We start from the raw sequence: 25,388 nt of genomic DNA on the forward strand, positions 1-25,388 counted from the left end.
TTGGTGACCTATGGGAGAACTGCTGGATCGAATGGAGCCTCTGCTGGCAAGGATGCCTGCGGTGAGGGCACCGGAAGGGCATGTCCATTTTAAAAATAAGTTAATCTGGACACTTGCTATTCTGCTTCTGTATTTTGTTCTGACAAACATTCCTGTCTTTGGACTTGCACCTGACTCTGTGGATATCTTCCAGTTCTATCGTGCACTTCTTGCAGGTGAGAGCGGATCTATTCTTCATGTGGGTATTGGTCCGATTGTGACGGCATCTATTGTCCTTCAGCTTCTGAAAGGCGCAGATCTGATCCCCCTCGATACGTCCGATGCCCGTGGGCAGGTTATGTACATGGGGCTCCAGAAGCTTCTTATCCTTGTGATGATCGTCCTACAGGCAGCACCAAATCTTGTTGGTGGTTTCCTCCAGCCCGATCCAGCTATTGCAGCAGCATTCTTTGGAGGCAGTTTATCGGCAGTTTCATTCCTGATCTTCCTGCAGATCTGCCTTGGCGGTGTTCTGATCTTCTTTATGGATGAGGTTGTGACGAAATGGGGAATCGGATCAGGTGTTGGTCTCTTCATCGTCGCAAGTGTATCCCAGGGTATTATTAACGGGTTCTTTAACTGGACGCCGGTGACAGATCAGTATCCTGTAGGTTTCTTCCCGCGTCTCTTTGCTATTGTATTCGATGGCGGGAATTTCCTCCAGTACTTCACAACGGATATGATTGCGCTTCTTACAACCGTGATCATCTTCCTGGTGATTGTATATGTCGAATCGACACGGATTGAGATCCCCCTTGCCCATGCAAATGTCAGGGGTTCAAGAGCAAAATTCCCTGTCAAGCTCATTTACGCAAGTGTGCTCCCGATGATCCTTGTCCGTGTCCTTCAGGCGAATGTCCAGATGTTTGGGATGTTCCTCTCAAGCATGGGGATTACGATATTCGGGCGCTTTGACGGGACACAACCAGTTGATGGAATCATGTACTTCCTTGCACCGATCAACAGTCCCCAGGACTGGATGTGGTGGATGAGCGATCTCGGCCATGCTCCATGGGAAGTTATAGTACGCCTTGGCATAGATGTAACAATCATGGTTGTCGGCGGTGCAATCTTTGCCCTCTTCTGGGTGAAGACGGCAGGGCTTGATTCAAAGCATGTTGCACGGCAGATCCAGAACAGTGGTATGCATATCCCCGGATACCGCCGTAATCCCCAGGTGCTCGAACGGTACCTTGACCGCTATATTCCGCGTGTGACGGTCATAGGCGGTGTCTTTGTCGGTCTCCTTTCGGTTGCTGCAAACCTCTTCGGTGTCATCGGTGCCGTTGGAGGAACCGGTCTTTTGCTTGCGGTGAGTATCGTCTATCGCATGTACGAGCAGATTGCAAGCGAACAGATCATGGAGATGTATCCGTTCATGAGGCCGTTCTTTGGAAAGGAGTGAAAAAGATCATGGCAGGAAAGAAGATTATCATCACCGGGGTTCCCGGTGTCGGGAAGACAACAGTCATTAATCAGGCAATGGAGGCCCTCACCGCAGAAGGGATCTCCTACCAGAATATCAATTTTGGTTCCTTTATGTTCGAGGTCGCGCAGTCCGAGGGGCTCGCAGAAGATCGTGACCAGATGCGCAAACTCGATCGGATTGTCCAGAAACGCCTCCAGAAACTTGCAGCTGAGAAGATGGCAGCAATTGATGGGAATGTCATCATTGATACCCATGCATCCGTGAAGACCCCGGCAGGATACCTTGCCGGCCTTCCCGAATGGGTGCTCACCGCTCTCATGCCCGATACGATCGTGCTTGTTGAGACAGATGATGACCAGATCCTCCTCCGCCGTCTCTCTGATGCATCACGTGTCAGGGATATGGAAGGTGCCGGTTCGATCCGCGAGCATCAGCAGATGAACCGGTCATTTGCCACTGCATATGCAATGCTCACCGGATGCACGGTTGCGATAGTCACCAATGCCGATCATCTCCTTGAACAGAGTGTCAAGGCCCTTGTCGCAGTGCTGAAATAGTGGAAGTGAACGATGCTGAACCTGATGAAGAAGTACGGAACCTATATTGCCTTCATACTGGCCTTTGGCCTGATGATGGCATATGCAGTGGAGTGGATACGGGATGGTATAGCAGAGGTGATCGATACTGTACTCGGCCCTCTCACCGATACCTTTGGAATGCCGTTCTTTGCGGTTCTCCTCTTCCTCTCCTCGGCAACCGGTCTGTACTCTTCACTGATTCAGAAGTACACCATCGACTATGAGAAGATGCAGGAAGTGCAGGCGAAGATGAAAGAGTTCCAGATGAAGTTCCGTGAAGCCCAGCTTGCTGGTGATGAAAAAGCAATCAAGAAGCTTGAGGCAAAACGTGATGCCATGATGAAGGATCAGCTTGAGATGTCCCAGCAGCAGTTCAAGCCGATGGCATATATCATCCTCATCACGGTTCCTATCTTCTTCTGGCTCCTCTACCGGCTTCACGGAATGGATCTGGGTGCTGCACTTACAATGGATACCGCCATCGTTTTTCCGTTTATTGGTATCATCGGCTTAAATGAGATGGCTGTCTGGATCCTCCCTGCATGGATTCTCTGGTATATGATCTGCTCACTCACGGTCAGCCAGGTGATCAGGAAAGCCCTCAATATCGGGGGTATCTGATGAGAATCACCATCAGCGGCCTTCCCGGCAGTGGAACAACCTCTCTTGGAAAAGCACTTGCAAGGGATCTTGGTTTTACCTTCATCTCTGCGGGCGAAGTATTTCGTGCCTGTGCAGAAGAGCGGAATATGGATCTTGCGGAATTTGGGCGTCTTGCTGAGAGCGATCCTTCAATTGACCGGCTTATCGATGAACGGCAGAAAGAGATCGGGATGAGTTCAGATAATATCATTATAGAAGGGCGGCTTGCCGGAAGAATGGTGGAGAATGCCGATCTCAGGATCTGGCTGACCGCAAGCCCGGAATGCCGTTCGAAGAGGATCGCCGCTCGTGATATTCAGGATGGAGATACTGCAACAGCGGTGACAATCGAGCGGGAACGATCAGAAGCACAGCGGTACCATACCTACTATGGGATCGATATCCGGGATCTCTCCTGTTATGATATGGTACTCAATTCAGAGCGGTTTGGACGTGAATCTCTTGTTATCATCGTGAAGACGGCAATAAACGATCTCCAAAACCACTAATCAATAGTGACCTTCCTTCTGACACAACCTTTTTCACCTTCTGATCCCACTTGGTAGATGAGGGATTCCTGTTATGGATATAACCAAATTTGAGAAGTATCTGGCTCTTGTCACTGATCATCCTCTTGTACTGAGTCCGGCTGAGCGGGCAGGGATTATTCTGACACGAAAAGAGCACTGTATCTGTCCAGCCTGTCCGACATACCGTGAATGTGCTGAGAAGGCAGGCGATCGTGCATTCTGCACAATCGGGAAGAGCCGGGAGGGGTGCATCACTGATGAGAGCAGTGGATGTAGATGCCCTGACTGTTCCATCTACCGGGATGTAGGGTTTGAGAAGGAATTCTTCTGCACACGGGGAACAGAACAGCAGCAACGGATTCTCTCGGTTCTTGAGATGCGCGAAGAGGTCTATTGAGCCTCTTATCCACACCCTTCATCATTTTCATAGATTGAAAGGAGTTCCTGTGCCGTTCTCTTTGACAACCGCTGATTAACCAGATTAAGGAGTACTGAGAAGAAGTATGGTGAGATGCAGCTGACACTCTCACTTCCTGTTCGCATCTGTTCGATCAGGTACTCAAGCTCTTCATCGGTGAGCCGGTTTACACGGCTTTCAAAATCCTTCTCATCTGTTGAGTAGTGGTTGGCAACCGGTGGGATAATGGATTGGAACTCGGTTCTTGAACCATTGCAGATTAAGTCTTCACATTCTGGCGCAAGTTTTCTCAGTATCTCTATGTCATAGGGTGTCAGTTCACGCGGCATGGCAGATTCCACTCCTCCTCTCTTCTCTTTGTTCCTATCGGGTACTTTGATTTTATGTCCTCATCAGGTTGACGGAATTGTTCTGTACACTCTGTTTTTCATCTGCACCAGAATGGTGGTTCCCTCATAAAGTGCACCGTATTCGGGTGTCATCATCGCTCTTTGGAGGACTTGTTGAATAGATGGTTGATCGGTCTTCAGAGCCCGATCTGTTGCATCGGCAACCATCATGACGCCGGTGAATGCACGGGCAGTGATGTCATTGATCTCCTGTCCGGTCTGCCGCACCATCAGGCTGTTTACACTACGGATTACCTGAACCTCGCCGAGGCTCTCTCTTCTGAATATGGATCCGGCAATAATGCCTTCGGAGAAGAGAGCTCCTCTCCTGATGAATGATTCGGATTTCCAGGCATCCCCTAGTGTAAAGATAAGATCGGGTGTATATCCAACTCTCCATATATATCGCTGAATGTCAACTGCTTCCTCTGGCGTTTTTACTGAGACGAAGAGAGGGGTATCCGGCGCAATGGCTATGATCGAATCTATTGCTGAGGATATCTCCTCCCTTTCGTTATAGGTTATGTCTGCTGGAATCTGGTATCCACGGGATTCTGCAATAGTGCGAACGATCATACCCTCCGGATCTTCGGCTGATCCTGAGAGGAGAGAAATTGAACGGTCTGTTTCAGTCTCCCTCTCTCTGTCGAGGAGGTCAAAGCAGAGATTGATATATGCTTCAGTATCAATTCCGATCTCTCGTTTTTGATTGTTCATTCCACTGGAGACAGCAGTCTTTCCATCAGGAGTGATGAAGACAGATCCGATGATCTGCAAACCATCTGAAATATCCTCTCCATCATACACTGCCTCTACTCTTGCATCAAAGATGGAAGGGATTCCTGTTGTCCGTGCAAGCGGGAGTGCAATGTTTGTCTGTTCGTTGATAATACTGAGTGCCGGTTCCACCCCTTTCTTCACGTCTGAAACAAACCATGGATCTGCCTCACCGGTATTGATACGTATAAAAACAGTTCTTTTTGGTGCGGTGATCGTTCCAACTGTCTCCATCTCTCCTCTCCGGATCTGCCGGATTTCATAGGGATAGTTTGCTTCTCGTCTCTCATTGAATGAAACGTTGCCAAGTGCCCCTTTGTATCTCCTGTTCCAGAACCATCCCATGATGCATTCTATTGTTCCTTCACAGGATGCGATGCCGGTTGAAAGGGTATATGCAGCATCATATGACTCAGCGATAGTTCCTGCAACCATCCGGATTGGCAGTTCGTCAACACCTGAAAAGACAGGGTGGGCTGGATCTGTTCCCGGTGCGATGACAAAGACACCGTCTGCGAGCTTTGGAGCCTCCTCCAGCAGCCTCACACCGGCGCGTTCCCAGATAAGAATAACGGGGTGTGCCCCCCTGCTCCGGATTGCAGATATGATCGCCGGAACCTGCGTCTCACCATAGATGATGAAGATCTCAGGGGGATTTACCCGGAGTGGGTACATCAGATCTGAATAATCTTTGTGCTCCTGTGTATACTCGATCAGCCGGAGATTCCGCAGGTTTGGAATGCTTCGTATCTGCTCTGCCCTCTCCCTTCCCTCCCCGGTATCGGGGTAAATAAAGGCGACATCAGAATAATTGGAGATGAATGGAGCGATTGAATCGATCTCTGTTGCTATTGGCGGTGAAAAGCTGATTACTGTTCTGCCTCTCTCCACTCCGTGTTGTAATGGGGCATTAATGGCAGCCATCGGGATGCCCCATTCCTCGGCATAGGGAGCTGTTGCCAGAACGCAGTCGCTTCCTGATATGATGAGTGCATGAATGGCAATTGTGTTCCTCCGCTCTCTGAGGATTGCCACTGCATGGTCCGGGTCACCGCGTGAATCCTCAATATGGAGGTTAATCGGCTGATCCCTCGGCTGGATTGTACCCCGGCTGATACCATACTGCTGCGCGGCACCCAGATCCATATCATCCCCGCTCAACGGCAGAATCGCGAGGATGTTCAGCGCCTGTGGTGCATGTCCCACCGACTCCACAGGATCCGTCTCTCCTGAAGGGATTCCGATAAAGGTCACCAGGATGTAGATGGCAAGGGCAATTGTGATTACGGTGATGAGGCGTTTCATCTCTCTTCACATCCAGGCGGGGGTGGCGTCATAGCCGGGATCTTTTATTACTCATCCTTGATCTACTCCTCTATTTCAACCCTGTAACGCTTGGATTGCGCTGTTTCGTATGGTGAGCACCTCTTCAGCCGTCATCATCTCCGGTGCCCCTGAGGAATACAAGGGCTCTTCTCTTGTGGCGGCATTGGGTTGGATCACTGCCCGGTACCGCTCTGCAATTGATGAGGGTACAGCATCTCTCCAGGTAAACAGGGTGCGATCAATGGCATCAATCTTTTCCTGTAATTGAGGTTCAAGTCCATCAGTTCCGATCCGGTTATTAAGCAGAATCTGGATCATCCGGTACTCTTCTCTTTCGGGGAGGTACCGGATGGCGGTGTTTATCGCCTCCACTGCGGCATCGTACTCTCCCTGCTGCGCGTTTGTCCGGGCAACCCCTGCCCACCCTCCGGGAAACTCCTGGTGAAGTGCGACTGCACGCATATATGCCTCCGCTGCCTTCTTTGGTTGCCCATGGGTTTCGTACCAGTATCCGATCTCAGAGAGGATACCGGCACGCGACTCTTTTGATGTCGTTATCCTGAGGGCTTTTCGAAAGATTGGTACTGCATCGGGGATGCCGCATTCTGAGAGCACTTTTGCCAGTATCCTGAGCAGCCGCGCTCTCTCTTCCTGTGGCACAGGCAGGTGCTGGATCTCTTCCATGATTGTTCTGATCCTTTCCGTGACTCTATCTCCTCTTATCCATTCAAGAAGGACAAGGATGGCATCATATGCCTCATCCTCCCTGCCAACCGGGATCATTCTGATAATATCCCTGATACTCTCTTTCCTGAGCACCCCGGATATGATCCGGGTTTCAAGGCGGTCATCCTTGTCTGAAGATAAATCTATAGGGGGTTTATCGGCATACCATGCAGCCCTCGCTCTCCAGAGGCGGGTTTCGGGGCTGTTCTGAATGGAGACCGAGGCATTGAACCAGGTAAGGGCGTCATCGAACTGGAATGCGCCGAAAGCGAGGATGCCGCGGAGAGCGGTATACTCTGCTTCTGCACCAGCTTCCAGATCTGCGAGGAGGGCAGAATCAAGTGTCCCATCTCCTCTCATCGCCCGGTTCAGGGTATCCAATCGTGCAAAGACTGCATCGCTGCATTCTTCCTCCCCGATCAGATCTTCAATAAGGGCATATTCGCGATCAAACCATCCCGATCGCCGGCATGATGTGGCTATCTGCATGAGCAGGTGCACCCGCTCTTCACCCTCCCTATCCCGGGCGATCGAGATGAGGCGATCGAAGATGGTATCCCCCTCTGCTGATAAGCCAAGCTTCTCGGCGGCTTCACAGAGGTAGATCAGCTCATCCTGAAATGATCGGGCGTCTTCCCCTCTTTCACGGGCGGCTTCGAGTGCAGACTGGAACTCTGAGAATGCACGTTCATGCTCACCGATGTTCCGGGATAGAAGTCCCATCTCCCGGTAACTGAGCTGTCTGATTTTTTGCTCCTCTGCACGGCTGCATGCAAGGGAATACAGGCTCCGTGCAGCAACAATTTGATGTGTTGCAGCACAATGCCGTGCTCCAACAAGCAATGCCTCTGCAGACGGCTCGAAGATCATCAGCGCAGAGATGAGCGGCTCCCACCCATCTTCCGGATATCGCCTGTTCAGAATGGAGAGCCTCTCTTCATAAGATAATATGAGGAAGGAGTGGCAGGCTATGGAAGTAATGGCGTCTGTGATTCTTCCAGGGAATGATGGATCTTCGGGATCTATTATGTTGACACCAGCGTCCGCCTCATCTCTGAAGGAGGTTATGATTGCCTGATCCATCGGGTGGAGGAGTTTTGGCCTTTCAGGAGGTGAGGTCTGGAGTGCAGTTGGGAATGAAATTGTCTGATACAACAATCCGGCTCTCTTCGTCTGCCAGTAGTGAAGCGGAAGGCCGGTCTCCTCTGCAAAGAGCATGCAGATGGCATCCGGGTTCTGTTCCATCATTCGTAGACGGAGAAGGCCCTCTTCTCTGTTCTCTTCTGATCCAGTGAGGAGACGGGTGATGGTCCGGCGCAGCATCTCGGATAATATTTCATCTGAAGAGATTCTGATGCAGATACTCCATCGGAATGCGGGATCGGTCTCCACCCTCCTGAGGAAGATGGTCTGAAGCAGGATCTCCCCAAACAGTGACTCAGCCTCATCCGGCTTTTTCGATCTGATCTCCTCTTGTATCACAAAATAATCCGGGAATACCTCTCCAATGCCTCCGGCCTGTTCCATGTATCAGAGTTAGTTATACAGCTATATCACTCTCTCCACCAGATGGGTGAAGAAATAGTTCAGAAAAAAGTATCTGAGGGGATTATGCCGTCTTCACTCAGACTGATGATATGGAGGACAGTCTGCTGCATCCTGACGCAGACAGCCAAGCACACGGATGGTCTTTCCATAGACGAGTGCATCGGCAACTTTTCTCCGTGCTTCATGGAGATCACGCCAGAGGGTCTTTCGTGAGATGCCAAGGGTAGCGGCTGCAGCCTCCTGTTCAAGACCGAGGAGATCAACAAGCCTCAACACCTCCAGCTCTTCCGGCAGCAGGAGGATCTGCTCTTCCTGGATTGTCTGGTCTCCGCAGAGGGGTGCAAAACATCTGAATTGCCCCTCATCATCGATCATCCGGGCAACCCGTGGCCGTCCACGCCGCTTTCCGCAGCATCCTCTTCCGTCCTGTTGTGGAGTCATGGCATATCAAGTTTGAATCTAATCTGTTCCCAGACTCCGGAGATGGCTTTCGATGCCGGACTATCGGCTCTTGTGATCGGGATGCCCTGCCTGACCGCTTTGACAACAGCAGCGTCAAAGGGAATTTTCCCAACAATTCCGATTCCCTCTTCGTCTGCATATGACTCGATCTCGTGGGTGATCTCATCAAGGAGGTCAAACCGGTTAATCAGCAGGAGGATGGATAGGTTAAACCGGCGGCAGACGGTCACCAGGCGTTTGCAGTCATGGAGGGCGGAAACGCTCGGCTCAGTGACGATCAGTACTGCATTCATCCCGCTGATCGTGGAGATAAGGGGACAGCCGATCCCTGGTGGGCCGTCGACGAGGAGTACCTCGGCAGATGGATCGATAGTGAGTGCCCTTTTCTTTACTTCATGGACGAGGAGTCCGGATGTGCCTGATCCGGGGAAGAGCCGGGCATGGACGAGCGGTCCATATGCTGTTGAAGAGGTGTAGATCTCGCCGCAGACCCTCCTTTCCATCACCGCAGCACCTTCCGGACAGACGAAACAGCAGAGGCCGCACCCCTCGCAATGGAGGGAGCTCACTTCTGCCCGATCGTCGTCCATTTTGATAGCGCCGAAGGCACAGGTGTTGACACAGACTCCACATCCCAAACAGCGATCGGGATCGATTCGTGCAACATCAAGACCGGCAAACGGCTCAGTGGTGAGCCGTGTGGGTGAGAGGAGGAGTTCGAGGTTGGCTGCATCAACATCGCAGTCTGCCAGCACCTGTTTTCGGGTATTGGTATCTGCGAGTGCACAGGTGACCATCGTCTTCCCTGTTCCTCCTTTCCCACTGATCACTGCAATCCTGATCATTGTACTCCCTCCTTCGCTCTGATCACCGAATTGAAGAGTTCGATGAACTGTTCTCTCCACTCCGGAAGTTCGCGTGCGATAAGGTTGCCTTTGTTCTGGATGGCAGCTATTGTCCGGTCAAATGGTATTGTCATAAGGACTGGAAGTGAATGTTCTGCGCAGAAATCCCTGACAATACCATCATCTCCATCACTGCGGTTTATCACAACACCGGAAGGAATCCCAAGCTCCTTTGTAACACCCAACGCAAGTGTGAGATCATGGATGCCAAACGGAGTTGGTTCGGTGACAAATATGCAAAAATCCACGCCATCAAGTGTTTCGATCACAGGGCATGCAATTCCCGGTGAAGCATCGTAGAGGATGAGCGGATGTCCTTCTGCCTGATCTTTTGCCATCCTGATAACAGGTGGCGCCTGTACTTCTCCTTCCTGTAATACGCCGGTAATCAGGGTGAGTCCAGATGTGGGTTTTCGTATCTGTACGATTCCAATCTGCCTCCCAATTTCATTGATGGCTCCAACCGGACAGACAATCTCACATCCTCCGCACGAGTGGCAGAGCTCGGGAAGAAAGAGGTGGCGATCCTTGAAGATGGTCAGCGCACCATAGCGGCAGAACTCACCGCATGCTCCACAGTGTGTGCATCGTGTTGTATCAATTTCAGGGATCTGTACCATTACCGGCAGATCCTCTGATGGTGAAGGAAAGAAGAGGTGGAGGTTCGGCTCCTCAACATCGCAGTCGACAACGGCTAAGGGTTGCCTCTCTGCAAGTGAAAAGGCAAGATTGGCCACCACTGTGCTCTTACCGGTTCCTCCTTTTCCGCTTGCAATTGCGATCTTCATAAGCAAAGGATCAGGAGATTGAGGGGAGATTTCCTGCAAGAAATGCCTTCACTGCATCAGCAACCGTGCCGCCGCCGCGGTAGGAATAAGCTTTAATCCCACTCGCTACAAGCGCCTCAGCGGCATTGCCCCCCATCTGCCCGGTTATGAGATACTGTGCTCCATGATCGACTACAATTGAAACTGCCCGTGGACCAACGCCGCCAGAAGCCTCTGCAAAAGCATTTGGAACCGATTCAACTGCACCTGTCTTCAGGTTAAGAATGATGAAGTATGGAGCACGTCCAAACCGATCTTCAAAGGGTGCATCCACACCTGGAGCCTGTGCAGTAATGCAGATGATTGCTCCTTCTTTCTCATCGTGGCCACATTCGTCATCAGGGCCATGATGGCATGTGCTCTGTCCGGTTGTGAGATCCCCGCGGATATATGCCTGTGCTACGGCATCGACATCTCCTGAGGCACCGAGTATGACATCGATCCCGTTCTCATGGAAGAGATCTATTGCACGTGGTCCCATCCCTCCTGCAATCACAAGGTTTGCGCCATGCTCTGCAAGGAATCGGGGGAGCTTTCCCGGTTCATGTCCGGGGCTGTCAAGATCATCGCCCCGGATAATCATGGAATTCTGAACAGTAAATATCGCATATTTCTGGCAGTGCCCGAAATGCTCAGACACTCGTGTTCCATCCATTGCAATTGCTATCTTCACTCTTGCACCTCCGTCTGGTCTGCCTGCTGGAAGAATCTCCCTCCACGCATACGCCCTCCTCCGAAACCTCTGCCGCATCCGCGTGGCAGACCGCCTCTTCCGAGTCCGTAGATTGGTCTTTCAGTCTGTACTGCACTCTGTGCGTCAGGTGCCGGGGCAACACAGCGCCCCATGCGCCTTCCGGTCATTGGCCCCATACCCTGGGGCCCCATTCCATCTAATCCTGGCATTTTGTATCACCTGGTTTTGGTAATAAGTACTCATATGCTCATAAATACTTAAATCTTTCTATCATTCCCGATGAAGTGCATTGCTACTTTGCTATTCTCAGGAATATGCATATTCAAATAAAGAGGGGATATGAGGAGGTATGACAATTCGAATTGTTTGTAGTTGCCAATCATTATATGTTTACGGAAATCGCCTTTGTATCCATCCTCTGCCAAATCCCCTGCCGCCTCCGCGTGGGATTCCGCCTCTTCCGAGTCCGTAGACTACTTGTCTTTCTGTCTGTTCTTCACTCTGTACATCTGGTGCCGGGGCAACACAGCGCCCCAAACGCCGTCCAGTTAGTGGCCCCATGCCGCGGGGTCCTGTTCTGTCAAATCCTGGCATTTTGTATCACCTGGTTTTGGTAATAAGTACTCATATGCGCATAATGGCAAAAAGGTATGGATCGTACTAACAACCCGGATTGTTTATGCTTGTGTCCTTTCAAATAATCCCATATTATGAGGATCAAGGTTATCTCTCCGGATATCATCACCTATGGCGCAATGGTGATCGGCGGAGTGCTCAGAGAGCAGGGACACGATGTCTCCATATCACGTTTTGTCGAAGATACAGATACGGATATCCTGCTCCTCTCCCTCTATTCCACCCAGCATCTTCTCGATGAGCGGATAAAAAAGGTGATAGGTGCCCGGAAAAAGCTTGGCGGCAGGTGTTATGTTGGAGGTCCGGTATCTTCACATCCGGCAATGGTTTTGGGAGAATTATCGCCGGATGCAGTTGTTGTAGGGGAAGGTGAAATAACGACGCCACGCCTTGTGGCAGATGGCCCTTCGCCTGAAATACCGGGGATTGCCTATATGGAAGATGAGGTGATGGTCACTACGGGCCCATCTCCTCCATCTCCAATGACGCGCCCTCTTCCCCTGATCCCCGCCGATATCGGTGAACAGAATGTCAGGGGTGCGAATGTGTATATTGAGACGCACCGTGGATGTATCGGTGGATGCGGATTCTGCCAGGTTCCCCGGTACTTCGGGCAGGAGATCAGAAGCCGGAGCATTGAGGCTATTCTCACTGAAGTGCAGGCATTCAAAGATGCCGGTGCGCATCGGATCTCAATATCGGGGGGTACCGGATCGCTCTATGCTTCAGAACAGGGGAGGATGAATGTCCCAGCTTTTGTCGCACTCTTAAAGGGTATTGCAGGAATAATGGGTCCAAAGAACCTCTCCTCCCCGGATATCCGGGTAGATTGCATCACTGACGAGGTGCTGGATGCGATCCGTGACTATACCATCGGGTGGGTCTTTTTTGGAATTGAATCCGGGAGTGAAGCCATTCTCAGAAAGATGCGGAAAGGGGCAGATGTCGATCAGGTGAGGGAAGCGGTGAGGCGCTGCCGTGACCATGGGCTGAAAGTGGCGGGGAGTTTCATTGTGGGATATCCCGGTGAATCCGAAGATGATTACCAGAAGACAAAAGATCTCATTGAGGAACTCTCACTGGACGATGTCTTTGTGAGCGCCGCAGAGCCGATTCCCAAAACACCGCTTGCAGATCTTGTTCTTACCACACCTCAGGATGAAAACCCTGTATACCTACCGCATACGGGTGAATATAAGGCTCTTGGGCTGTCTGTTGCAGAAGCGCGTGCCTTTGACCTGATGCTCCATGCCGATCTCAACAAGCCGGTATTCTCGATGGCAGATGATCGGACATTTGATCTCTACCTTGCAGAAGTACGGAAACAGGGATCTGATATTAAAAAAGCTACTGAATGTCTTCTTCAATATTCTAAAAAATAAGAAAGGGTGGAATGAATTTCCACCAATGATTCTCGTTTTATACGAGTCTCATAATGGGGTGGTTTGGATCCTGCACATCTCCACCGAGTTCACGGCATGCCTCAGCAAGCACGATGTCGGTGAATGCGGCAGTCGTTGCCATCCCTTCACAATTCTCGATTGGTCCGAACATGATTAAATCGGCACCAAGGGTCATTGCCATGATGTTGCACCCGATGTCAGGTGCAGCCCATGCAGTCTGCCTGATACCCTCGAATCCACCGAAGTGGTGATGTGCCATCTGCTCGAGGAGCACATCCTTACCTGCATACTGTTCGGCAAGGACATTCTTTCTCCAGCGCTTCAGCCATGTCCATGACACAGTCATGTTGTGGTATGCACCACCGGTTGGGAGACCGTGAATTGCCTTGCATGCAAGGATCTCACGGAATGAACCGCCTGAGCCGATGCCGAGCGGGGTTGCTGCAGTGTCGAGGATCGGCCGGGTGATTCCTGCCTCTTCTGCGATCTGGAGCATTCCCTTTGCCTGACCGGCAACGCCTCCCTCAACGAGCACCTTCTCACGTCCGACGACTGAAAGGTCGCCGGGGTTGAAGGCGAGGACGATCGCGGAGTTGACATCAGATGCAGCAAGTGCGTCGATGTTCTCCTGCGGGATCGAACCATTGATTGAGTTGTAGATTGCACGGTCAGCAAGGCCGACTTCTGTAACGTACTCACATGCATGGGCAAGTGCCGATGGTGCTGATGAGTCCATCAGGAAGGGGGTCTTGTTGTCGATACTGTCAAACCAGCTGAAATAGCTCTCGAACGCCTCGCCATATTCGGCAATAATCTGGATGAAGTATGGGTTGCCGGTGATATCGTACAACTCCATACAGCGGTTCCAGAGCGCTTCTGCCTTTGGTTTGTCAATCTTTCCTGTGTGATCGTCAAGCACGGTCTCGTGCTTGTTGTAAAAGATGGATGCGCCGAGTACCCTTGGGTATTCGCCTGGCTGTCCACCGATCTTGATTCCATTAAAGTCGAGAACGGTCTGTTCTTTCTCAAACCTGAACATAGTTGGAACACCTCACTTAGAGCATACTAATTTTCGGAAGGAGCATAAGCAGCATGATGAAGACGATGAGCCCTGCTACAAGGCCATAGAGGATGCCTATGTCGCGTCCGATCTTCCTGCCCACCCTCTGGGCAATCTCTGCGTCTGCAAATTCGATCTTCTTCTCAATTACATCGAGCCGTTTTTCAATCTCAAGGTACTGGGGGTTCGCTCCGGCAACTGAAGTCTCAAGGCCGCCTCCGCCTGCTTCCTTGACCTCGATAACCATCGGGTCAGCGGCAAATGCTCCCGGGTCACGGCCCGCGAGTTCAGCGATCTTGGCGTTAATCTTGCCGACGTCCTCAGTCTCCATGATGTTGACGAGTTCGACCTGTTCCTGGAAACGCTTGATTGCAGCATCGTCGAGGTTTTCGATGAAGGGAATAGCTCCCTCTGCGCCGACGATCTTTCCACCTGAAACGCCTCCTTTGTGGAGTGCGTCAAGTGACTGGCCGCTTAAGTGTCCCTTGACCTCTGTACCACAGAGGAGTACGAACCTGATATTGGGGTTTGAGATGATGTTTGCGATGATCTTTTCAAGCCCGAGGTTCTCGGTCTTGCATGATCCGCATAATGCAGCTCCGCTTGCACAGATGCCTGATTCATCAAGGTGGGATCCCATGGTGACAACAGCTACACAGCTGTTTGCGTCGCCTGAATGGTAATCTCCCTTGACCGTTGGCCATCCGCTTGCCGGTGATTTCTTATCTGCCATCTTTATTCACCCCAGAACCAGGATCGGTACCATCACGAAGATCAAGGCAAGGAGAAGCCCGGCGATAAATCCAGGCATTCCGGCAGCCATAATTCCAGAATCAAGTTTGTTGGTCCTGGCGATGATCTGCGCCTTGTATCGGATGTTCTCAGCCATGTTGTCAATTGATGTCATTCTGATGCTTGAACCTGCCATTTTACTCACCCCATCAGAAGGAATCCAAGAATGGTAAATATTACCACAAGACCAATCATCAGCCCTTCGATTTTTCCAGAGTATACGCCTGCTGCGAACCTGTCACGGTACCCGATATCGGTGACCATTCCCTGGATGATCTTCATCCGGGCGTGGATCAGTGCAAGTTCTCCAGAGAGCGGTTTGACTTCGCCGGTTGATTCTTCGCCACCTGCTCCACCTGCCTCCTTGACCTCGATAACCATCGGGTCAGCGGCAAATGCTCCCGGGTCACGGCCCGCGAGTTCAGCGATCTTGGCTTTAATCTTGCCGACGTCCTCAGTCTCCATGATGTTGACGAGTTCGACCTGTTCCTGGAAACGCTTGATTGCAGCATCGTCGAGGTTTTCGATGAAGGGAATAGCTCCCTCTGCGCCGACGATCTTTCCACCTGAAACGCCTCCTTTATGGAGTGCGTCAAGTGACTGGCCGCTTAAGTGTCCCTTGACCTCTGTACCACAGAGGAGTACGAACCTGATATTGGGGTTTGAGATGATGTTTGCGATGATCTTCTCAAGCCCGAGGTTCTCGGTCTTGCATGATCCGCATAATGCAGCTCCGCTTGCACAGATGCCTGATTCATCAAGGTGGGATCCCATGGTGACAACAGCTACACAGCTGTTTGCGTCGCCTGAATGGTAATCTCCCTTGACGGTTGGCCATCCGCTTGCCGGTGATTTCTTATCTGCCATCTTTCCTCACCTCAGGTACTGGAACGCTACGATGGCTGCAATCAGCAGTCCGACTGCAAGGCCATACCAGAATGCAGTAACTCCACCGGCATAGACAAGTGTTTTGTCACGGCCGGGGTAGCTGTTCATAAGGTTTCCTTCACCAGAGAGCATGTTGACCAGGTCATCTGCGACCTTATCGAGTTCAACAACCTGATCGATGATCGGCTGGTAGGACTCTCCGGCTGTCGTCACAAATCCGAGAACCGGATCGGCAACGAGGCCGAACTCAGGTAATACAAGAACATATCCCATGTCTTTCACCTCCGGTTTAGGCCTCGGTCTCCACGATCATCTTGGCATCAAGCCATGCGGCTGCATCGCGCTTTGAGAGTTCGATGAACTGTGCGTAGGTGTAGCCCCATCCGATGAGTGCAATCAGGAGTCCCAGGAGTGCAGATCCCATTGATATGAACGCAAACGAGATGATTGCCATCATGATCATTGAGAGGAACCCGCACTCTGCTGCGAGCATCAGTGTCCGATCCTGTGTGTTGGATGGACCAAGTGCTGCATTGAAGGGGTGCTGAATGGCGATGGCTCCGAGCATGAACGTAACTGCGGTAATGCCTCCACCGACAAATGATGCCTGTGCGGCAGGGATTGCGAATCCGAAGATGCTGATCGTTCCTGCTGTCAGGACTCCGAAGGTAAAGTCTCCGGTTGCCATTGCAGTGAATCCCATGATAGTGAGTGCTCCGATGATCGAGAGTTCAGCTAAGGACTGAACGAGCACCGGGATCTTCATGTTCAGCACGCTGTCTGCAAGGAAACCAAAGATGGCACCTGAGACGAGTGCAATAACAAGAGCTGCAAGTGGAGAGAATAAGCCGAATTTTGTTCCAACGAGCATTGCGATGATACCTGCACCAAATGCGACCATGCCTGCGGATGGAACACCTGTTCCGATACCGTAGCTGCAGAGCCTCTTGATGGTGCTCGTACCCCAGATGAGGGCGATGATTGCGCCAATACCGCCGAAGAACGAGAAGATATCAAGTCCGGTGATGGTATTGAGGTATGTCAGGTAGATGCAGACGATCGATCCGATTAATCCGACAATCAACAGGGTGTTGTGGGGGATTGAGTCTGCGGATGCTTCAACTTTTACTGTCATCTTCTTCACCTCAGATTGGCATCGGTACGATGATCAACAGTGCCAGCAGTCCGGTTAATGCTGATGCAACCGCACTGGCTACGATAGCCCGTGGGAACCGCTTGAACTTGGGATCATGCGGACCCTCGATTGTACCGGTGATGTTGTACGCGGTAAGGACAGCGTTGACAAGGAACATACCGATGGCAAAGATACCTGCTACACTGACTGCAATCGGCATGATGCTCTCGGTGGTTCCGTCCATCAGTGTAGGAAGCCCGTTTAAGTATGCATCATAGAGCGAGATGTAAATCAGTGTTCCGCCAAAACCTCCGATAAGACCGCCAAGAACACCACCAACATAGGAGATGAACGGCAGGCCGTGACCTTCGGTTCCCTGGCTCTTGTACTCGTCCTGTGAGTCGCCGGTTATGGGATCGTTCCTGACCTTTCCGGATGCTGATGGAATGCCCATACCATAGACGTACGTTACATTGACGAACATACAGGTGAGCGCCATCAGCAGTGCGCCTCCGATAGCTCCCGTTCCGAGTGCCGGAAGGTAGCCGAACTGGGCTGCCCATGCTCCCTTGAAGAGACCGGCAAGACCGGCACCTGCTGCGAGCATAGTAACACCGGTAGCAATACCTGGTGCCTGGCCCATTGCGGCGGGTGCTCCACCGACCGGAACAAGGTGGACACTGAACGTAACAAGCATTCCGCCGATGATGATGCCGATTAATGAATAGAAAACGGCCATCGTGAAGAAGCCTGTCATGGTCATATAGTACCCGATACCGACAACAACGAGCAGTAATACAATTGCGATTGCTGCTGCGCCCTTTGGCATTCCTGCGCCGGCGGCGGGTTTAGCTGCGATTGCTGACATTATGCTGCCTCCTCGTCATGTTTTTTCTCTGGTGCCGAGTATGGGCCATAGGTCTTGCGTGCCCAGACTTCGATGTACCGTGCCATGATCGTAATGAGAAGAACGATGATTGCTCCAACAATGACCGAGCCCCATCCTCCGAAATAGTGTTCGAAGATGAGGTGTCTCCAGAGTTCGAAGAAGACGATCAGGCCAAAACAGACTCCTGATGCAGGTCCTGCGTACTTTGCTGTGAACCAGCCATTGTCGAGTGAGCTTCTTTCGCCTGCCTCGGCATATCGGACGATGTTTCCGGATGCTGAGATAGGGACACCGGCTCCGAACTTCTGGTTCTGGTACTGGCGTTCTTTCCCGTAATACGGGTTTCCAACGGCGGATCCGGCGGCTCCAAGTGCGATACCCCAGATAATACCGAGGATCGGAAGCGGGAACGGATGGCCGAGTACGGCGTTCATCAGGTAACAGATTGTTACCGTTGCAAATATCGCAACAAATGCGTGAGCTGTTGTAACGGGTGTAACCGATTTCAGGATATCAACATAGACCGGCTGCCCGAACTTGGCGAGACTTGCAGTCCTGCCAAGATATGCGGTGGTTGCATAGACGCCCTGGACAAACGATGCCAGTACGCTACCAAGAATGATAGCAAGAACCGGATTGACGTTCATTGCCATAAAGGCCCATGCAATACCCGCACCAAGAGCGATCCAGAGAGCCCAGGATGGTGGCTCACCTGCCACAGCCTTATTGAAGATACGGTGCATGTATCCCATCTGCGGTGCGAGCTGAACCTGTGAGTTCGGGTCACCCTGAGATCCGATATTGGATTCGGTATCTTCGGCTGCCCCTGCCACAGTGGCAAGCGCTCCCGCAAATGCTGCTACTCCAATACTTAATACGATGTTCTCCATGTGAGATTCTCCCTTGATCTATAAGAGTATGAGAGTGTTCGATCAGCGCTGCTTCTCCAGAGTCGGAGTACTACGTGTAGATATAAAAGACTTGATAGTGATTGAGTTAAAGGTTTCGAAATATTGCTGAAAGCGGGCATCGTCACTCTCCTTTTCAGGGAATGGCTCTGAATTTCCGACCCGTATTTCAGAACATCTTTCATTAGTGAAAAAAAAGTTTGGTTTAGAGGATTTACTTTGCGGGGATGATGAGCGAGCGCTCGCCTGCTGGCATGAACTCGCGGATCGCACCGCGTGCAAACTCCTTCCTTGGCTCGGCGAAGTCGAACTTCAGGGCTGGGTCTGCGAAGCAGATCTTGATGAGTGGGGAGAGTGAGAATGCGTCGCCACGTCCGTAGTGTGCACCACCGACGATAGCTGCATATTCTCCCTGGTGGCCGACGTTCATTGCGTAGTTGGGGTAGTTCGGTCCACGGAACTCGCCGATACAGCCTTCATCAGGCCGGACAGAGAGGGTGTTTGCTGAACCGCACTGGTCCTGCAGGTCGTAGCCGAAGAATCCGAGACGTGACCATCCCTCTTTGTGCATGAGCATCGAGAGGTACCAGCCGTTCAGACCGGCGTTTGAGTGACCGGTTGCAATTGAGGTCGAGAGACCGCAGGCTGCTGCCAGGACACCGGCACGCTGGGAACCGCCGAAGTGGTCTTCCATCATGGTCGGGTACTGTTCGTACTGTTCCATACCGTTGAGGTTAACCTCGGTTGCGATGTCGTTGACGACTTCCTGGGTTGGCTTGACCTTGTCCTTTGAATTCGGGTTCTGCCAGTCGACCTTGTACTTGTCTTTGATGTAGTCCATACCGTAGTAGGTGAACTCATCGAGGATGTTGTCGGTGTATGCTGCTGTTGCATACTGGGTGAATCCGACACCACCGGACATGTAGGAGCCGAGCCAGATCTGGTCGAAGAGCATTGTTCCTGCACCGACAACCTCAAGGGCTGCCTTTGCGGGGTCATTTGGATACTTCCGGTCTGCCTGGATCATGTCGGCGAAGTTGCCAAACAGGATACCACCTGGCTCGTTTGGACCACGGGCACGGCGGGCTGGCAGGTGTGAGGACATCTGGATGACACCAGCGTGCTTTGCTGCGTAGGAGAGGTCAGCGACTGCTGCTTCGCCTGCGCACATCCGGTATGCACCGATGAAGGACATGCCGATCTGCATGGCGGACCACCGGGAGGTTGTTCCACCATCACAGGTGCGGGAGACGGTTGTCGGGATGTGGACACACTGCCACATGGACTTGCCGACTGCGCCCATCAGGGTTTCTGCCTGCTTCTTCGGGAAGAGCTTCTCGACGTTGAGGAGGAACTGCGGCTCGATGTCGTCAGCAAGCTCGGAGTCTCCGGTGAAGACCTTGACGTAACAGTCGTCAGTGAGTGCAGGGTGGGTCTCGACCATGTGTTCCTGAACAACGGCTGCTCCGGGCATTGCGTGGTTGACAACGTGGAGGTATTCGTTGATCGTCTCTGGTGTAACTTCCTTGCCAAGACGCTTCTGGAGGGTCTGGTGGGCAAGGTCCATGTTGACGATAACGGTTCTCCTGATGTCGTCCCAGAACTGCTGCATGGCAGCGTTGTTGACGAAGTGGAGGTCGTCACCCTCAACGAAGGTGCCGGTTCCTGAGACCTCGTAGGTCATCAGCTGGCGCTGACCCATCGGGATACCACCAAGGTGGCACCGTGCGGGGTCATACATGTCAATGCCACGCTCTTTGACGATCTTTGCGTTCTCAGCCATGAACTCCTTCTTACGGGGAGACTGGTTGAGGCCGTCAAATGCATAGAACTTGGCTTTCTGGGATTCTACATCCTGTCCCGGGAACTTCTCCTTCAGTGCCTTCAGGAAGAGTTTCTGTGCTCTCTCAATTTTTGCCATCTTTTATCACTCCTTGGGCATGTATCCGTATTTTGTTCTCAGGCTGTGGATACGCTGGATGTACTCAATGTACTCTGCGTCATTCCTGTAGGGGTTCCCGCCGAGGACGTGGAAGATGGTCGTGTTCTCGCCGAGCCATTTCTCGTCCATGGGCTTACCGACTGCAACCTTCTTGTCGAGCGGAGTTCCGATCTGGTCTTTGACGTACTTGACGATGCCGTCTTTGTCGAGGATGCACCTCTGAAGCATATCAAACAGCATGCCGTCCTCTGCGAGACGGAGCGAGTGTCCGTGCACTGTTGCGCCACGGATACCTGTACGTGCCGGGTCGAAGAGGTTTGTGTTGATGAGTTCCTTTGAGATCTGCTCAAGGTCACGCTCACGGCACTCGACGATCTGACGGCCTGAGAGTGTACCCGGGTCGATACCACGGAAGCGGTATGATTCGGTGTAGGTTCTCTGGTATGGGTGGCATGGTGCATTCTGCATCGAGTCTGCGAACTGGACATACCGGACGCGGTCTCCTGCCTTTGCTCCCTCAGTCGGGGCGACAATCTTTCTGATCGGGCAGTCCGGCTCACCCTGCTCTGCGAGTGGTGGGTGTGCACTTGGGTATGCCTGACCTGGTGCGCGGTGTCCGAGGATAAGAACAACGTCCTCATCGGTAACATCACGAATCTTTTCGAGTTTTACTGCCGGGTTCATCTGGTTCCGCCGGTTTTCGGCGACCTTGGAGGTTCCCGGGCCATACTGTGGTTTGTATGCCATAAATTAATTCACCTCAGTGAAGGAGTTCTCCTTCATTGTTCGTAGTACTTCGCGGATAACAGCTGCCAGTTTCTCCCGTGTAGGCGTCTGCCCGCGTGTTACTCCACTCACGATTGCAACAACAGTTCCTTTCGTCCGTATTGCATCTGCGGAGGGCATCACATAGGCGGTCTTTACTCCTTCCCGTGCGAGATCCTCGTAATCGATCGGCGCCTGAGAGACGACGACCGCTTTGATGTCGCACGATTCGAGTATGCTTCTGACTTTATGAACAACGTGCGATCGAACATTGCCATGGTGAAGGACTGCGACTTTATGCCGTTCGATCTGTTCGATCTCACGGTAATTCAAGCCGAAATTTGCACCGATGGCCGCTCCGCCTGCGTTTCCTGCATCAGCGGGGATGCCGCTGCCCGCGTTCAACACCAGGGTACTTACGCTGTATTCGACCCCCTGCTGCCTGAGTGCTGACGTGATATCGCAGATCGGCTTAGTCACATGCCTCCGTCCGGGAGACATTGCCACCACGATGACGTCCGGGTACCGGCATTCGGAGATCGTCCCGCGCTGTGCGAGCGATCCACCTTTGCCCATCCCCATGGACTGGCGGCAGTCGACGACCTGTGTCACACGTCCTATTGGCATGTTATCTGTTCCCCTGCAGGATGATCGGTCGGGTTTTGCTCTTTGGGTCAACCATGCCGAGGATACGTTCGTCTTCGACGATACCGTACTTTGCATAGTCGGTCATGGTCATACTGGAGCGCATGAATCTGCCCTCCTGGAGAGTGAATGGGAAGTTCGTAAGAATCGTCTCGCATGCCTTTCGAATCTCCGGTATGGGTGTTGCATCCTCAAGTTCCATGAGGATAGTTCCTACCTGTACCTGGAGTTTAATCGTCTCACCCTGGACTTCGATCTCCCTCCTCTGGGCAATCACATTCGGAGTGCCCCGGGCAGGGCCGTATGGAACGGTCTCCGGTACGCGGGGACCGTTTAAGATGATCCGCCGGATACCGGTTTTTGAGAGGATCTCATTTAAGAGAGCCTCTGCAGTATCGGGGTTGAGGAAACGTGCGGGGACGATTCGTATCTGGGGATAACTGGTTTCTGCCATTTGAATCCTTGATTTGAGACTGGTTTATACAGCCTTTGCAATTGCCTGGATTGGCTTTGCAAATTCTTCGATCTGGCCGTAGGTGTCCTGGTAGATCTTCGAGGTTGACTCTGGTGAGAACATCTGGGTTCCTGCATCAAGTGCACATGCGGCAACGATACAGGGGATACCAACACCGGCTGCGTGCCTTGTGACGACGTGGTTGCCGTTGAAGATACCGGGGCCTCCACCACCGTAGATCGAGTGGCTGAAGAAGGAGAAACCGACTGCTACACCCATTACACGGCCGTAGTCACAGCCTGGGAGACCGGTTTCGTGCTCAAGCAGGTCGTTGAAGTACAGGAGTGTTGAAGAGACTGCCTGTGCAAATCGGCCGGCACCACAGTTGACCATGGTTGCGGCAAGGGTACCTGCTGCTGCATATGCATTCCAGAGCATCGGGTCCTTCGTGTCATAGAACTGGAAGTAACCGCCCTTCTTTCCTGGTGTGATAACCTTGTCTTCGATTGCACGCTCAACAAGCGACTGGACGACGGTACCAACAGTTCCGGTCTGGCCATTCTTCTTGACGAGGTCATAGACGAGGTTGTTTGCATTCAGTCCCTGGTAGGCGTAGAGGAGCATCTGTGCACGCTCGAATGGGCCGATTGCGGCGCCCATCTCGAACTCTCCAGCCTGCTCGAAGGTGGATGAGAGTGCTGCACCCTGCATTGCGTTCTTGTGGGTCATCATGACGGCGTGGTTTGCCGGGATGTTCCTGAGCGCATAGCCGAGACCTTCGTTGTTCTGTGGGATGGAAAGGATAGACTGAACTCCTGCTCCTGCCATGTCCATGGTCTGCGGGTAGGTACCCCAGACAGCTGCCTTGACGGTGTTTGCATCAAACATGCCGACATTGAACTGGTCCATGATGGCATAGGTTGTTGCGGATGCTACTGCCGTGATTGCTGCATCATAGGTGGATGCTGCAGTCAGCCGTGCAGTTGGTGCCTGAACGAGGAGGAGCTTCCCTCCGCCGTAGGTGTTGATCTTGGTGTCATCGCCGTCTGCGACCTGCACCATCTCCTTGATCCTTGCGGTGACTGCGTCAGCATTCTTGACGATGTCAAGGTCAAGTTCACGGCCAAGGATCTGCTGGTGTTTGCCGATCTTGCCGGTCTTGAGTGCTGCTTCGATTCCACCGAGGTTCACTGCGACTGTCCTCTTGGTGAGGTTGACGAGTTTCAGGATCGCCGGGTTGGTCAGCGGGCTGACCTTCGAAAGGGCGACATTGCTCTTCAGGAGCTTGCCGTTGTCGTCATACAGGTCGATTGTGTCTGTATATTTTGCCATAATTTTTCCTCCAATTATTATTTGATTTGATACATTCCGGTCATTGAATACTGAATGCTAAAAGACGTCACTGAATTGGGTACTGGTAATGATTGGCACGTCCCCTCTGGGACATTGAATAATCTCGTATCTCAGAATATAAGTGTTGTCTTTTCATCTTCCGGGGATATATTATTTAAAAAAGTAAAATAAAAATAAAAAATGGGGTAATATTCAAATATAGGAACTAATTTCAGTTTTTCACCGAACACTAGTATGATAAAAAAGAGGTTTTTGTACAACTATGTATGTTGTAATACCAACTCCTCATCCTACAACTCACTGCGCTCCTGATGTTCATGGAATCTCCGGGCCGGATACGACGTGCTCCGGTTGAATCCTCTTGAGAACATCCTTTTTGAGTGTGTCAAACCCGATCTCATCGAGCTGATCCCCAAGAAGGCGGCCGTCCCATGCCTTCCGGTAGATCCAGGTGACGACCATGTCGATGACGGTATGTAAGTCCTCTATTGTTGTCACGGTAACAAGGGGGCGGCCTGCCTTTGGGTGCCTACCACGCTTGCCGCCGATGGTGATCAGGTATGCGGGAGGATCCCCTTTGATGATATGGAACGGGCAGATATGGATGCAGTTTCCACAGTCGATGCACTTCTGGCGATCAAGGATGATATCACCACTTTTCACGACAAGAGCACCTTCCTTACAGAAATTGACGCAGGTACCGCAGCCTGTGCAGAGTCCGGGGTTTCTTATCGGCTGCTGTACTCCTGTAATGCCAATCTCACAGAGCCGCTCTGATACACAGCTGTTTGGGCAGGCAGATACTGCAATCCTGACCCTTACCGGCATATTTTTGGCAAAATACTTCCTGTCTGTCTCAAGAGCAATCCCGATAGAGTCGATATTGGCAAGCCTGCACCGGTCTGTTCCGGGGCATGCGGTGATATTGACGATCTCTTCCCGCTCGGCACCAACGGGTGTGCCGTTTGCTTCAAGTGCTCTTCCAAGTTTCTCGAGATCTTCGATTTTGACATGCGGGATCTCCATCGTCTGCCGGGTGGTGAGATGGGCGGTGCCTGCTCCATATTTCTTTGTGATCCGTGCAATCCCTGACAGTTGCTGCGGATTGATGATTCCTGCCGGAAGCCTGATCCTGACTGTGCAGAAATCGCTGTTCCTCTCGGTGATCACACCTCCGCGGGTATGCATTCCGGTGTCTCGCTCAATCTCCATACGATATCTCCTTCGT

General features: G+C 52.0%; 29 protein-coding genes. 6 read left to right on the forward strand and 23 right to left on the reverse strand.

The window, feature by feature from the left end; translation table 11 throughout:
- Window positions 1–10 precede the first annotated feature (10 nt).
- The 5 genes from secY to ACZ44I_RS02570 all read left to right on the forward strand — a co-directional run bounded on the left by secY (window position 11) and on the right by ACZ44I_RS02570 (window position 3,615).
- Entirely contained in the window at window positions 11–1,444 is a 1,434-nt protein-coding gene (gene secY, locus ACZ44I_RS02550) for a preprotein translocase subunit SecY (protein ID WP_464549029.1), read from the forward strand.
- Window positions 1,445–1,452: 8 nt separating this feature from the next.
- Entirely contained in the window at window positions 1,453–2,025 is a 573-nt protein-coding gene (locus ACZ44I_RS02555) for an adenylate kinase (RefSeq protein ID WP_464549027.1), read from the forward strand.
- A 24-nt stretch (window positions 2,026–2,049) separates the two neighbouring features.
- Window positions 2,050–2,667: a DUF106 domain-containing protein gene (locus ACZ44I_RS02560; RefSeq protein WP_464549025.1), complete on the forward strand. Its 618-nt coding sequence runs from the start codon at window positions 2,050–2,052 to the stop codon at window positions 2,665–2,667.
- The gene (gene cmk / locus ACZ44I_RS02565) at window positions 2,667–3,197 is read left to right on the forward strand and encodes a (d)CMP kinase (RefSeq protein ID WP_464549023.1); all 531 of its coding nucleotides are present in this window, start codon (window positions 2,667–2,669) and stop codon (window positions 3,195–3,197) included. Before ACZ44I_RS02560 ends, cmk begins: the two co-directional genes overlap by 1 nt.
- Before the next feature lie 73 nt (window positions 3,198–3,270).
- Window positions 3,271–3,615, forward strand: coding sequence for a DUF2769 domain-containing protein (locus ACZ44I_RS02570; RefSeq protein ID WP_464549021.1), 345 nt, complete (start codon window positions 3,271–3,273; stop codon window positions 3,613–3,615).
- A gap of 5 nt (window positions 3,616–3,620) precedes the next feature.
- Here the strand turns inward: ACZ44I_RS02570 and ACZ44I_RS02575 are convergent, their stop codons facing one another.
- From ACZ44I_RS02575 to ACZ44I_RS02615, 9 genes are all read right to left on the reverse strand, one after another.
- Window positions 3,621–3,965 carry a hypothetical protein gene (locus ACZ44I_RS02575; protein WP_464549019.1) on the reverse strand — a complete coding sequence of 115 codons (345 nt, stop codon included), beginning with the start codon at window positions 3,963–3,965 and terminating at the stop codon, window positions 3,621–3,623.
- Window positions 3,966–4,028: 63 nt separating this feature from the next.
- On the reverse strand, window positions 4,029–6,107 hold the full coding sequence (locus tag ACZ44I_RS02580; protein ID WP_464549017.1) for an ABC transporter substrate-binding protein: 2,079 nt from the start codon (window positions 6,105–6,107) through the stop codon (window positions 4,029–4,031).
- Window positions 6,108–6,182: 75 nt separating this feature from the next.
- The gene (locus tag ACZ44I_RS02585) at window positions 6,183–8,381 is read right to left on the reverse strand and encodes a tetratricopeptide repeat protein (protein WP_464549015.1); all 2,199 of its coding nucleotides are present in this window, start codon (window positions 8,379–8,381) and stop codon (window positions 6,183–6,185) included.
- Window positions 8,382–8,474: 93 nt separating this feature from the next.
- Window positions 8,475–8,843 carry a DUF134 domain-containing protein gene (locus ACZ44I_RS02590; RefSeq protein ID WP_464549013.1) on the reverse strand — a complete coding sequence of 123 codons (369 nt, stop codon included), beginning with the start codon at window positions 8,841–8,843 and terminating at the stop codon, window positions 8,475–8,477.
- Window positions 8,840–9,709 carry an ATP-binding protein gene (locus ACZ44I_RS02595; RefSeq protein WP_464549011.1) on the reverse strand — a complete coding sequence of 290 codons (870 nt, stop codon included), beginning with the start codon at window positions 9,707–9,709 and terminating at the stop codon, window positions 8,840–8,842. The genes ACZ44I_RS02590 and ACZ44I_RS02595 overlap by 4 nt, the downstream gene beginning before the upstream one ends.
- On the reverse strand, window positions 9,706–10,557 hold the full coding sequence (locus tag ACZ44I_RS02600) for a nucleotide-binding protein (protein WP_464549009.1): 852 nt from the start codon (window positions 10,555–10,557) through the stop codon (window positions 9,706–9,708). Before ACZ44I_RS02600 ends, ACZ44I_RS02595 begins: the two co-directional genes overlap by 4 nt.
- 10 nt (window positions 10,558–10,567) lie before the next feature.
- Window positions 10,568–11,269, reverse strand: coding sequence for a NifB/NifX family molybdenum-iron cluster-binding protein (locus ACZ44I_RS02605; RefSeq protein ID WP_464549007.1), 702 nt, complete (start codon window positions 11,267–11,269; stop codon window positions 10,568–10,570).
- The gene (locus ACZ44I_RS02610; RefSeq protein WP_300333980.1) at window positions 11,266–11,499 is read right to left on the reverse strand and encodes a DUF5320 domain-containing protein; all 234 of its coding nucleotides are present in this window, start codon (window positions 11,497–11,499) and stop codon (window positions 11,266–11,268) included. The genes ACZ44I_RS02605 and ACZ44I_RS02610 overlap by 4 nt, the downstream gene beginning before the upstream one ends.
- Window positions 11,500–11,680: 181 nt before the next feature.
- Window positions 11,681–11,884 (reverse strand): DUF5320 domain-containing protein, encoded by a 204-nt coding sequence (locus ACZ44I_RS02615; RefSeq protein WP_464549005.1) that lies wholly within the window; start codon window positions 11,882–11,884, stop codon window positions 11,681–11,683.
- Between the two features lie 116 nt (window positions 11,885–12,000).
- On the opposite strand from ACZ44I_RS02615, the gene ACZ44I_RS02620 reads away from it, so the two are divergent.
- Window positions 12,001–13,308, forward strand: a complete 1,308-nt coding sequence (locus tag ACZ44I_RS02620) for a methyl-coenzyme M reductase glutamine C-methyltransferase (protein ID WP_464549003.1) — start codon at window positions 12,001–12,003, stop codon at window positions 13,306–13,308.
- A 37-nt stretch (window positions 13,309–13,345) separates the two neighbouring features.
- On the opposite strand, the gene mtrH is transcribed toward ACZ44I_RS02620, so the two are convergent.
- The 14 genes from mtrH to ACZ44I_RS02690 all read right to left on the reverse strand — a co-directional run bounded on the left by mtrH (window position 13,346) and on the right by ACZ44I_RS02690 (window position 25,372).
- Window positions 13,346–14,368 carry a tetrahydromethanopterin S-methyltransferase subunit H gene (mtrH, locus tag ACZ44I_RS02625; RefSeq protein WP_464549001.1) on the reverse strand — a complete coding sequence of 341 codons (1,023 nt, stop codon included), beginning with the start codon at window positions 14,366–14,368 and terminating at the stop codon, window positions 13,346–13,348.
- 16 nt (window positions 14,369–14,384) lie between these two features.
- On the reverse strand, window positions 14,385–15,122 hold the full coding sequence (gene mtrA / locus ACZ44I_RS02630; protein WP_464548999.1) for a tetrahydromethanopterin S-methyltransferase subunit A: 738 nt from the start codon (window positions 15,120–15,122) through the stop codon (window positions 14,385–14,387).
- A 6-nt stretch (window positions 15,123–15,128) separates the two neighbouring features.
- A complete protein-coding gene (locus tag ACZ44I_RS02635) occupies window positions 15,129–15,317 on the reverse strand; it encodes a tetrahydromethanopterin S-methyltransferase subunit F (protein WP_300334799.1) in 189 nt (62 codons plus the stop codon).
- Between the two features lie 5 nt (window positions 15,318–15,322).
- Window positions 15,323–16,048: a tetrahydromethanopterin S-methyltransferase subunit A gene (gene mtrA, locus ACZ44I_RS02640; protein WP_464548997.1), complete on the reverse strand. Its 726-nt coding sequence runs from the start codon at window positions 16,046–16,048 to the stop codon at window positions 15,323–15,325.
- Between the two features lie 6 nt (window positions 16,049–16,054).
- Complete coding sequence (gene mtrB, locus ACZ44I_RS02645) at window positions 16,055–16,342, reverse strand: tetrahydromethanopterin S-methyltransferase subunit MtrB (RefSeq protein WP_300334786.1); 288 nt, start codon at window positions 16,340–16,342, stop codon at window positions 16,055–16,057.
- A 16-nt stretch (window positions 16,343–16,358) separates the two neighbouring features.
- Window positions 16,359–17,204 carry a tetrahydromethanopterin S-methyltransferase subunit MtrC gene (gene mtrC, locus ACZ44I_RS02650; protein ID WP_464548994.1) on the reverse strand — a complete coding sequence of 282 codons (846 nt, stop codon included), beginning with the start codon at window positions 17,202–17,204 and terminating at the stop codon, window positions 16,359–16,361.
- Window positions 17,205–17,214: 10 nt separating this feature from the next.
- A complete protein-coding gene (mtrD, locus tag ACZ44I_RS02655; protein ID WP_464548992.1) occupies window positions 17,215–18,072 on the reverse strand; it encodes a tetrahydromethanopterin S-methyltransferase subunit D in 858 nt (285 codons plus the stop codon).
- Window positions 18,072–18,983: a tetrahydromethanopterin S-methyltransferase subunit E gene (gene mtrE / locus ACZ44I_RS02660; RefSeq protein ID WP_300334009.1), complete on the reverse strand. Its 912-nt coding sequence runs from the start codon at window positions 18,981–18,983 to the stop codon at window positions 18,072–18,074. The genes mtrD and mtrE overlap by 1 nt, the downstream gene beginning before the upstream one ends.
- Before the next feature lie 232 nt (window positions 18,984–19,215).
- Complete coding sequence (mcrA, locus tag ACZ44I_RS02665; protein ID WP_464548990.1) at window positions 19,216–20,922, reverse strand: coenzyme-B sulfoethylthiotransferase subunit alpha; 1,707 nt, start codon at window positions 20,920–20,922, stop codon at window positions 19,216–19,218.
- A 6-nt stretch (window positions 20,923–20,928) separates the two neighbouring features.
- Window positions 20,929–21,690 (reverse strand): coenzyme-B sulfoethylthiotransferase subunit gamma, encoded by a 762-nt coding sequence (mcrG, locus tag ACZ44I_RS02670; protein WP_464548988.1) that lies wholly within the window; start codon window positions 21,688–21,690, stop codon window positions 20,929–20,931.
- Window positions 21,691–21,693: 3 nt separating this feature from the next.
- Window positions 21,694–22,335 (reverse strand): methyl-coenzyme M reductase I operon protein C, encoded by a 642-nt coding sequence (gene mcrC / locus ACZ44I_RS02675; protein ID WP_464548986.1) that lies wholly within the window; start codon window positions 22,333–22,335, stop codon window positions 21,694–21,696.
- A 1-nt stretch (window position 22,336) separates the two neighbouring features.
- A complete protein-coding gene (mcrD, locus tag ACZ44I_RS02680) occupies window positions 22,337–22,807 on the reverse strand; it encodes a methyl-coenzyme M reductase operon protein D (protein ID WP_464548984.1) in 471 nt (156 codons plus the stop codon).
- A gap of 24 nt (window positions 22,808–22,831) precedes the next feature.
- Window positions 22,832–24,139, reverse strand: coding sequence for a coenzyme-B sulfoethylthiotransferase subunit beta (gene mcrB / locus ACZ44I_RS02685; RefSeq protein WP_464548982.1), 1,308 nt, complete (start codon window positions 24,137–24,139; stop codon window positions 22,832–22,834).
- Window positions 24,140–24,475: 336 nt separating this feature from the next.
- Window positions 24,476–25,372, reverse strand: a complete 897-nt coding sequence (locus ACZ44I_RS02690) for a 4Fe-4S dicluster domain-containing protein (protein WP_300332105.1) — start codon at window positions 25,370–25,372, stop codon at window positions 24,476–24,478.
- Window positions 25,373–25,388 lie beyond the last annotated feature (16 nt).

It is taken from the genome of Methanocalculus pumilus, from assembly GCF_055382585.1.

What these genes read in the sequence shown, in the direction of transcription:
- mcrA (WP_464548990.1), bottom strand. Translation starts at nt 20,922, where the DNA reads ATGGCAAAAATTGAGAGAGCACAGAAACTCTTCCTGAAGGCACTGAAG.
- ACZ44I_RS02620 (WP_464549003.1), top strand. Translation starts at nt 12,001, where the DNA reads ATGAGGATCAAGGTTATCTCTCCGGATATCATCACCTATGGCGCAATG.
- mcrC (WP_464548986.1), bottom strand. Translation starts at nt 22,335, where the DNA reads ATGCCAATAGGACGTGTGACACAGGTCGTCGACTGCCGCCAGTCCATG.
- ACZ44I_RS02580 (WP_464549017.1), bottom strand. Translation starts at nt 6,107, where the DNA reads ATGAAACGCCTCATCACCGTAATCACAATTGCCCTTGCCATCTACATC.
- mcrB (WP_464548982.1), bottom strand. Translation starts at nt 24,139, where the DNA reads ATGGCAAAATATACAGACACAATCGACCTGTATGACGACAACGGCAAG.
- mtrD (WP_464548992.1), bottom strand. Translation starts at nt 18,072, where the DNA reads ATGTCAGCAATCGCAGCTAAACCCGCCGCCGGCGCAGGAATGCCAAAG.
- ACZ44I_RS02635 (WP_300334799.1), bottom strand. Translation starts at nt 15,317, where the DNA reads ATGGCAGGTTCAAGCATCAGAATGACATCAATTGACAACATGGCTGAG.
- ACZ44I_RS02585 (WP_464549015.1), bottom strand. Translation starts at nt 8,381, where the DNA reads ATGGAACAGGCCGGAGGCATTGGAGAGGTATTCCCGGATTATTTTGTG.
- secY (WP_464549029.1), top strand. Translation starts at nt 11, where the DNA reads ATGGGAGAACTGCTGGATCGAATGGAGCCTCTGCTGGCAAGGATGCCT.
- mtrA (WP_464548999.1), bottom strand. Translation starts at nt 15,122, where the DNA reads ATGGCAGATAAGAAATCACCGGCAAGCGGATGGCCAACGGTCAAGGGA.
- ACZ44I_RS02595 (WP_464549011.1), bottom strand. Translation starts at nt 9,709, where the DNA reads ATGATCAGGATTGCAGTGATCAGTGGGAAAGGAGGAACAGGGAAGACG.
- mtrC (WP_464548994.1), bottom strand. Translation starts at nt 17,204, where the DNA reads ATGACAGTAAAAGTTGAAGCATCCGCAGACTCAATCCCCCACAACACC.
- ACZ44I_RS02560 (WP_464549025.1), top strand. Translation starts at nt 2,050, where the DNA reads ATGAAGAAGTACGGAACCTATATTGCCTTCATACTGGCCTTTGGCCTG.
- ACZ44I_RS02600 (WP_464549009.1), bottom strand. Translation starts at nt 10,557, where the DNA reads ATGAAGATCGCAATTGCAAGCGGAAAAGGAGGAACCGGTAAGAGCACA.
- mtrB (WP_300334786.1), bottom strand. Translation starts at nt 16,342, where the DNA reads ATGGGATATGTTCTTGTATTACCTGAGTTCGGCCTCGTTGCCGATCCG.
- ACZ44I_RS02575 (WP_464549019.1), bottom strand. Translation starts at nt 3,965, where the DNA reads ATGCCGCGTGAACTGACACCCTATGACATAGAGATACTGAGAAAACTT.
- mcrG (WP_464548988.1), bottom strand. Translation starts at nt 21,690, where the DNA reads ATGGCATACAAACCACAGTATGGCCCGGGAACCTCCAAGGTCGCCGAA.
- mtrE (WP_300334009.1), bottom strand. Translation starts at nt 18,983, where the DNA reads ATGGAGAACATCGTATTAAGTATTGGAGTAGCAGCATTTGCGGGAGCG.
- ACZ44I_RS02690 (WP_300332105.1), bottom strand. Translation starts at nt 25,372, where the DNA reads ATGGAGATTGAGCGAGACACCGGAATGCATACCCGCGGAGGTGTGATC.
- ACZ44I_RS02570 (WP_464549021.1), top strand. Translation starts at nt 3,271, where the DNA reads ATGGATATAACCAAATTTGAGAAGTATCTGGCTCTTGTCACTGATCAT.
- ACZ44I_RS02610 (WP_300333980.1), bottom strand. Translation starts at nt 11,499, where the DNA reads ATGCCAGGATTAGATGGAATGGGGCCCCAGGGTATGGGGCCAATGACC.
- ACZ44I_RS02590 (WP_464549013.1), bottom strand. Translation starts at nt 8,843, where the DNA reads ATGACTCCACAACAGGACGGAAGAGGATGCTGCGGAAAGCGGCGTGGA.
- cmk (WP_464549023.1), top strand. Translation starts at nt 2,667, where the DNA reads ATGAGAATCACCATCAGCGGCCTTCCCGGCAGTGGAACAACCTCTCTT.
- mtrH (WP_464549001.1), bottom strand. Translation starts at nt 14,368, where the DNA reads ATGTTCAGGTTTGAGAAAGAACAGACCGTTCTCGACTTTAATGGAATC.
- ACZ44I_RS02615 (WP_464549005.1), bottom strand. Translation starts at nt 11,884, where the DNA reads ATGCCAGGATTTGACAGAACAGGACCCCGCGGCATGGGGCCACTAACT.
- mcrD (WP_464548984.1), bottom strand. Translation starts at nt 22,807, where the DNA reads ATGGCAGAAACCAGTTATCCCCAGATACGAATCGTCCCCGCACGTTTC.
- ACZ44I_RS02555 (WP_464549027.1), top strand. Translation starts at nt 1,453, where the DNA reads ATGGCAGGAAAGAAGATTATCATCACCGGGGTTCCCGGTGTCGGGAAG.
- mtrA (WP_464548997.1), bottom strand. Translation starts at nt 16,048, where the DNA reads ATGGCAGATAAGAAATCACCGGCAAGCGGATGGCCAACCGTCAAGGGA.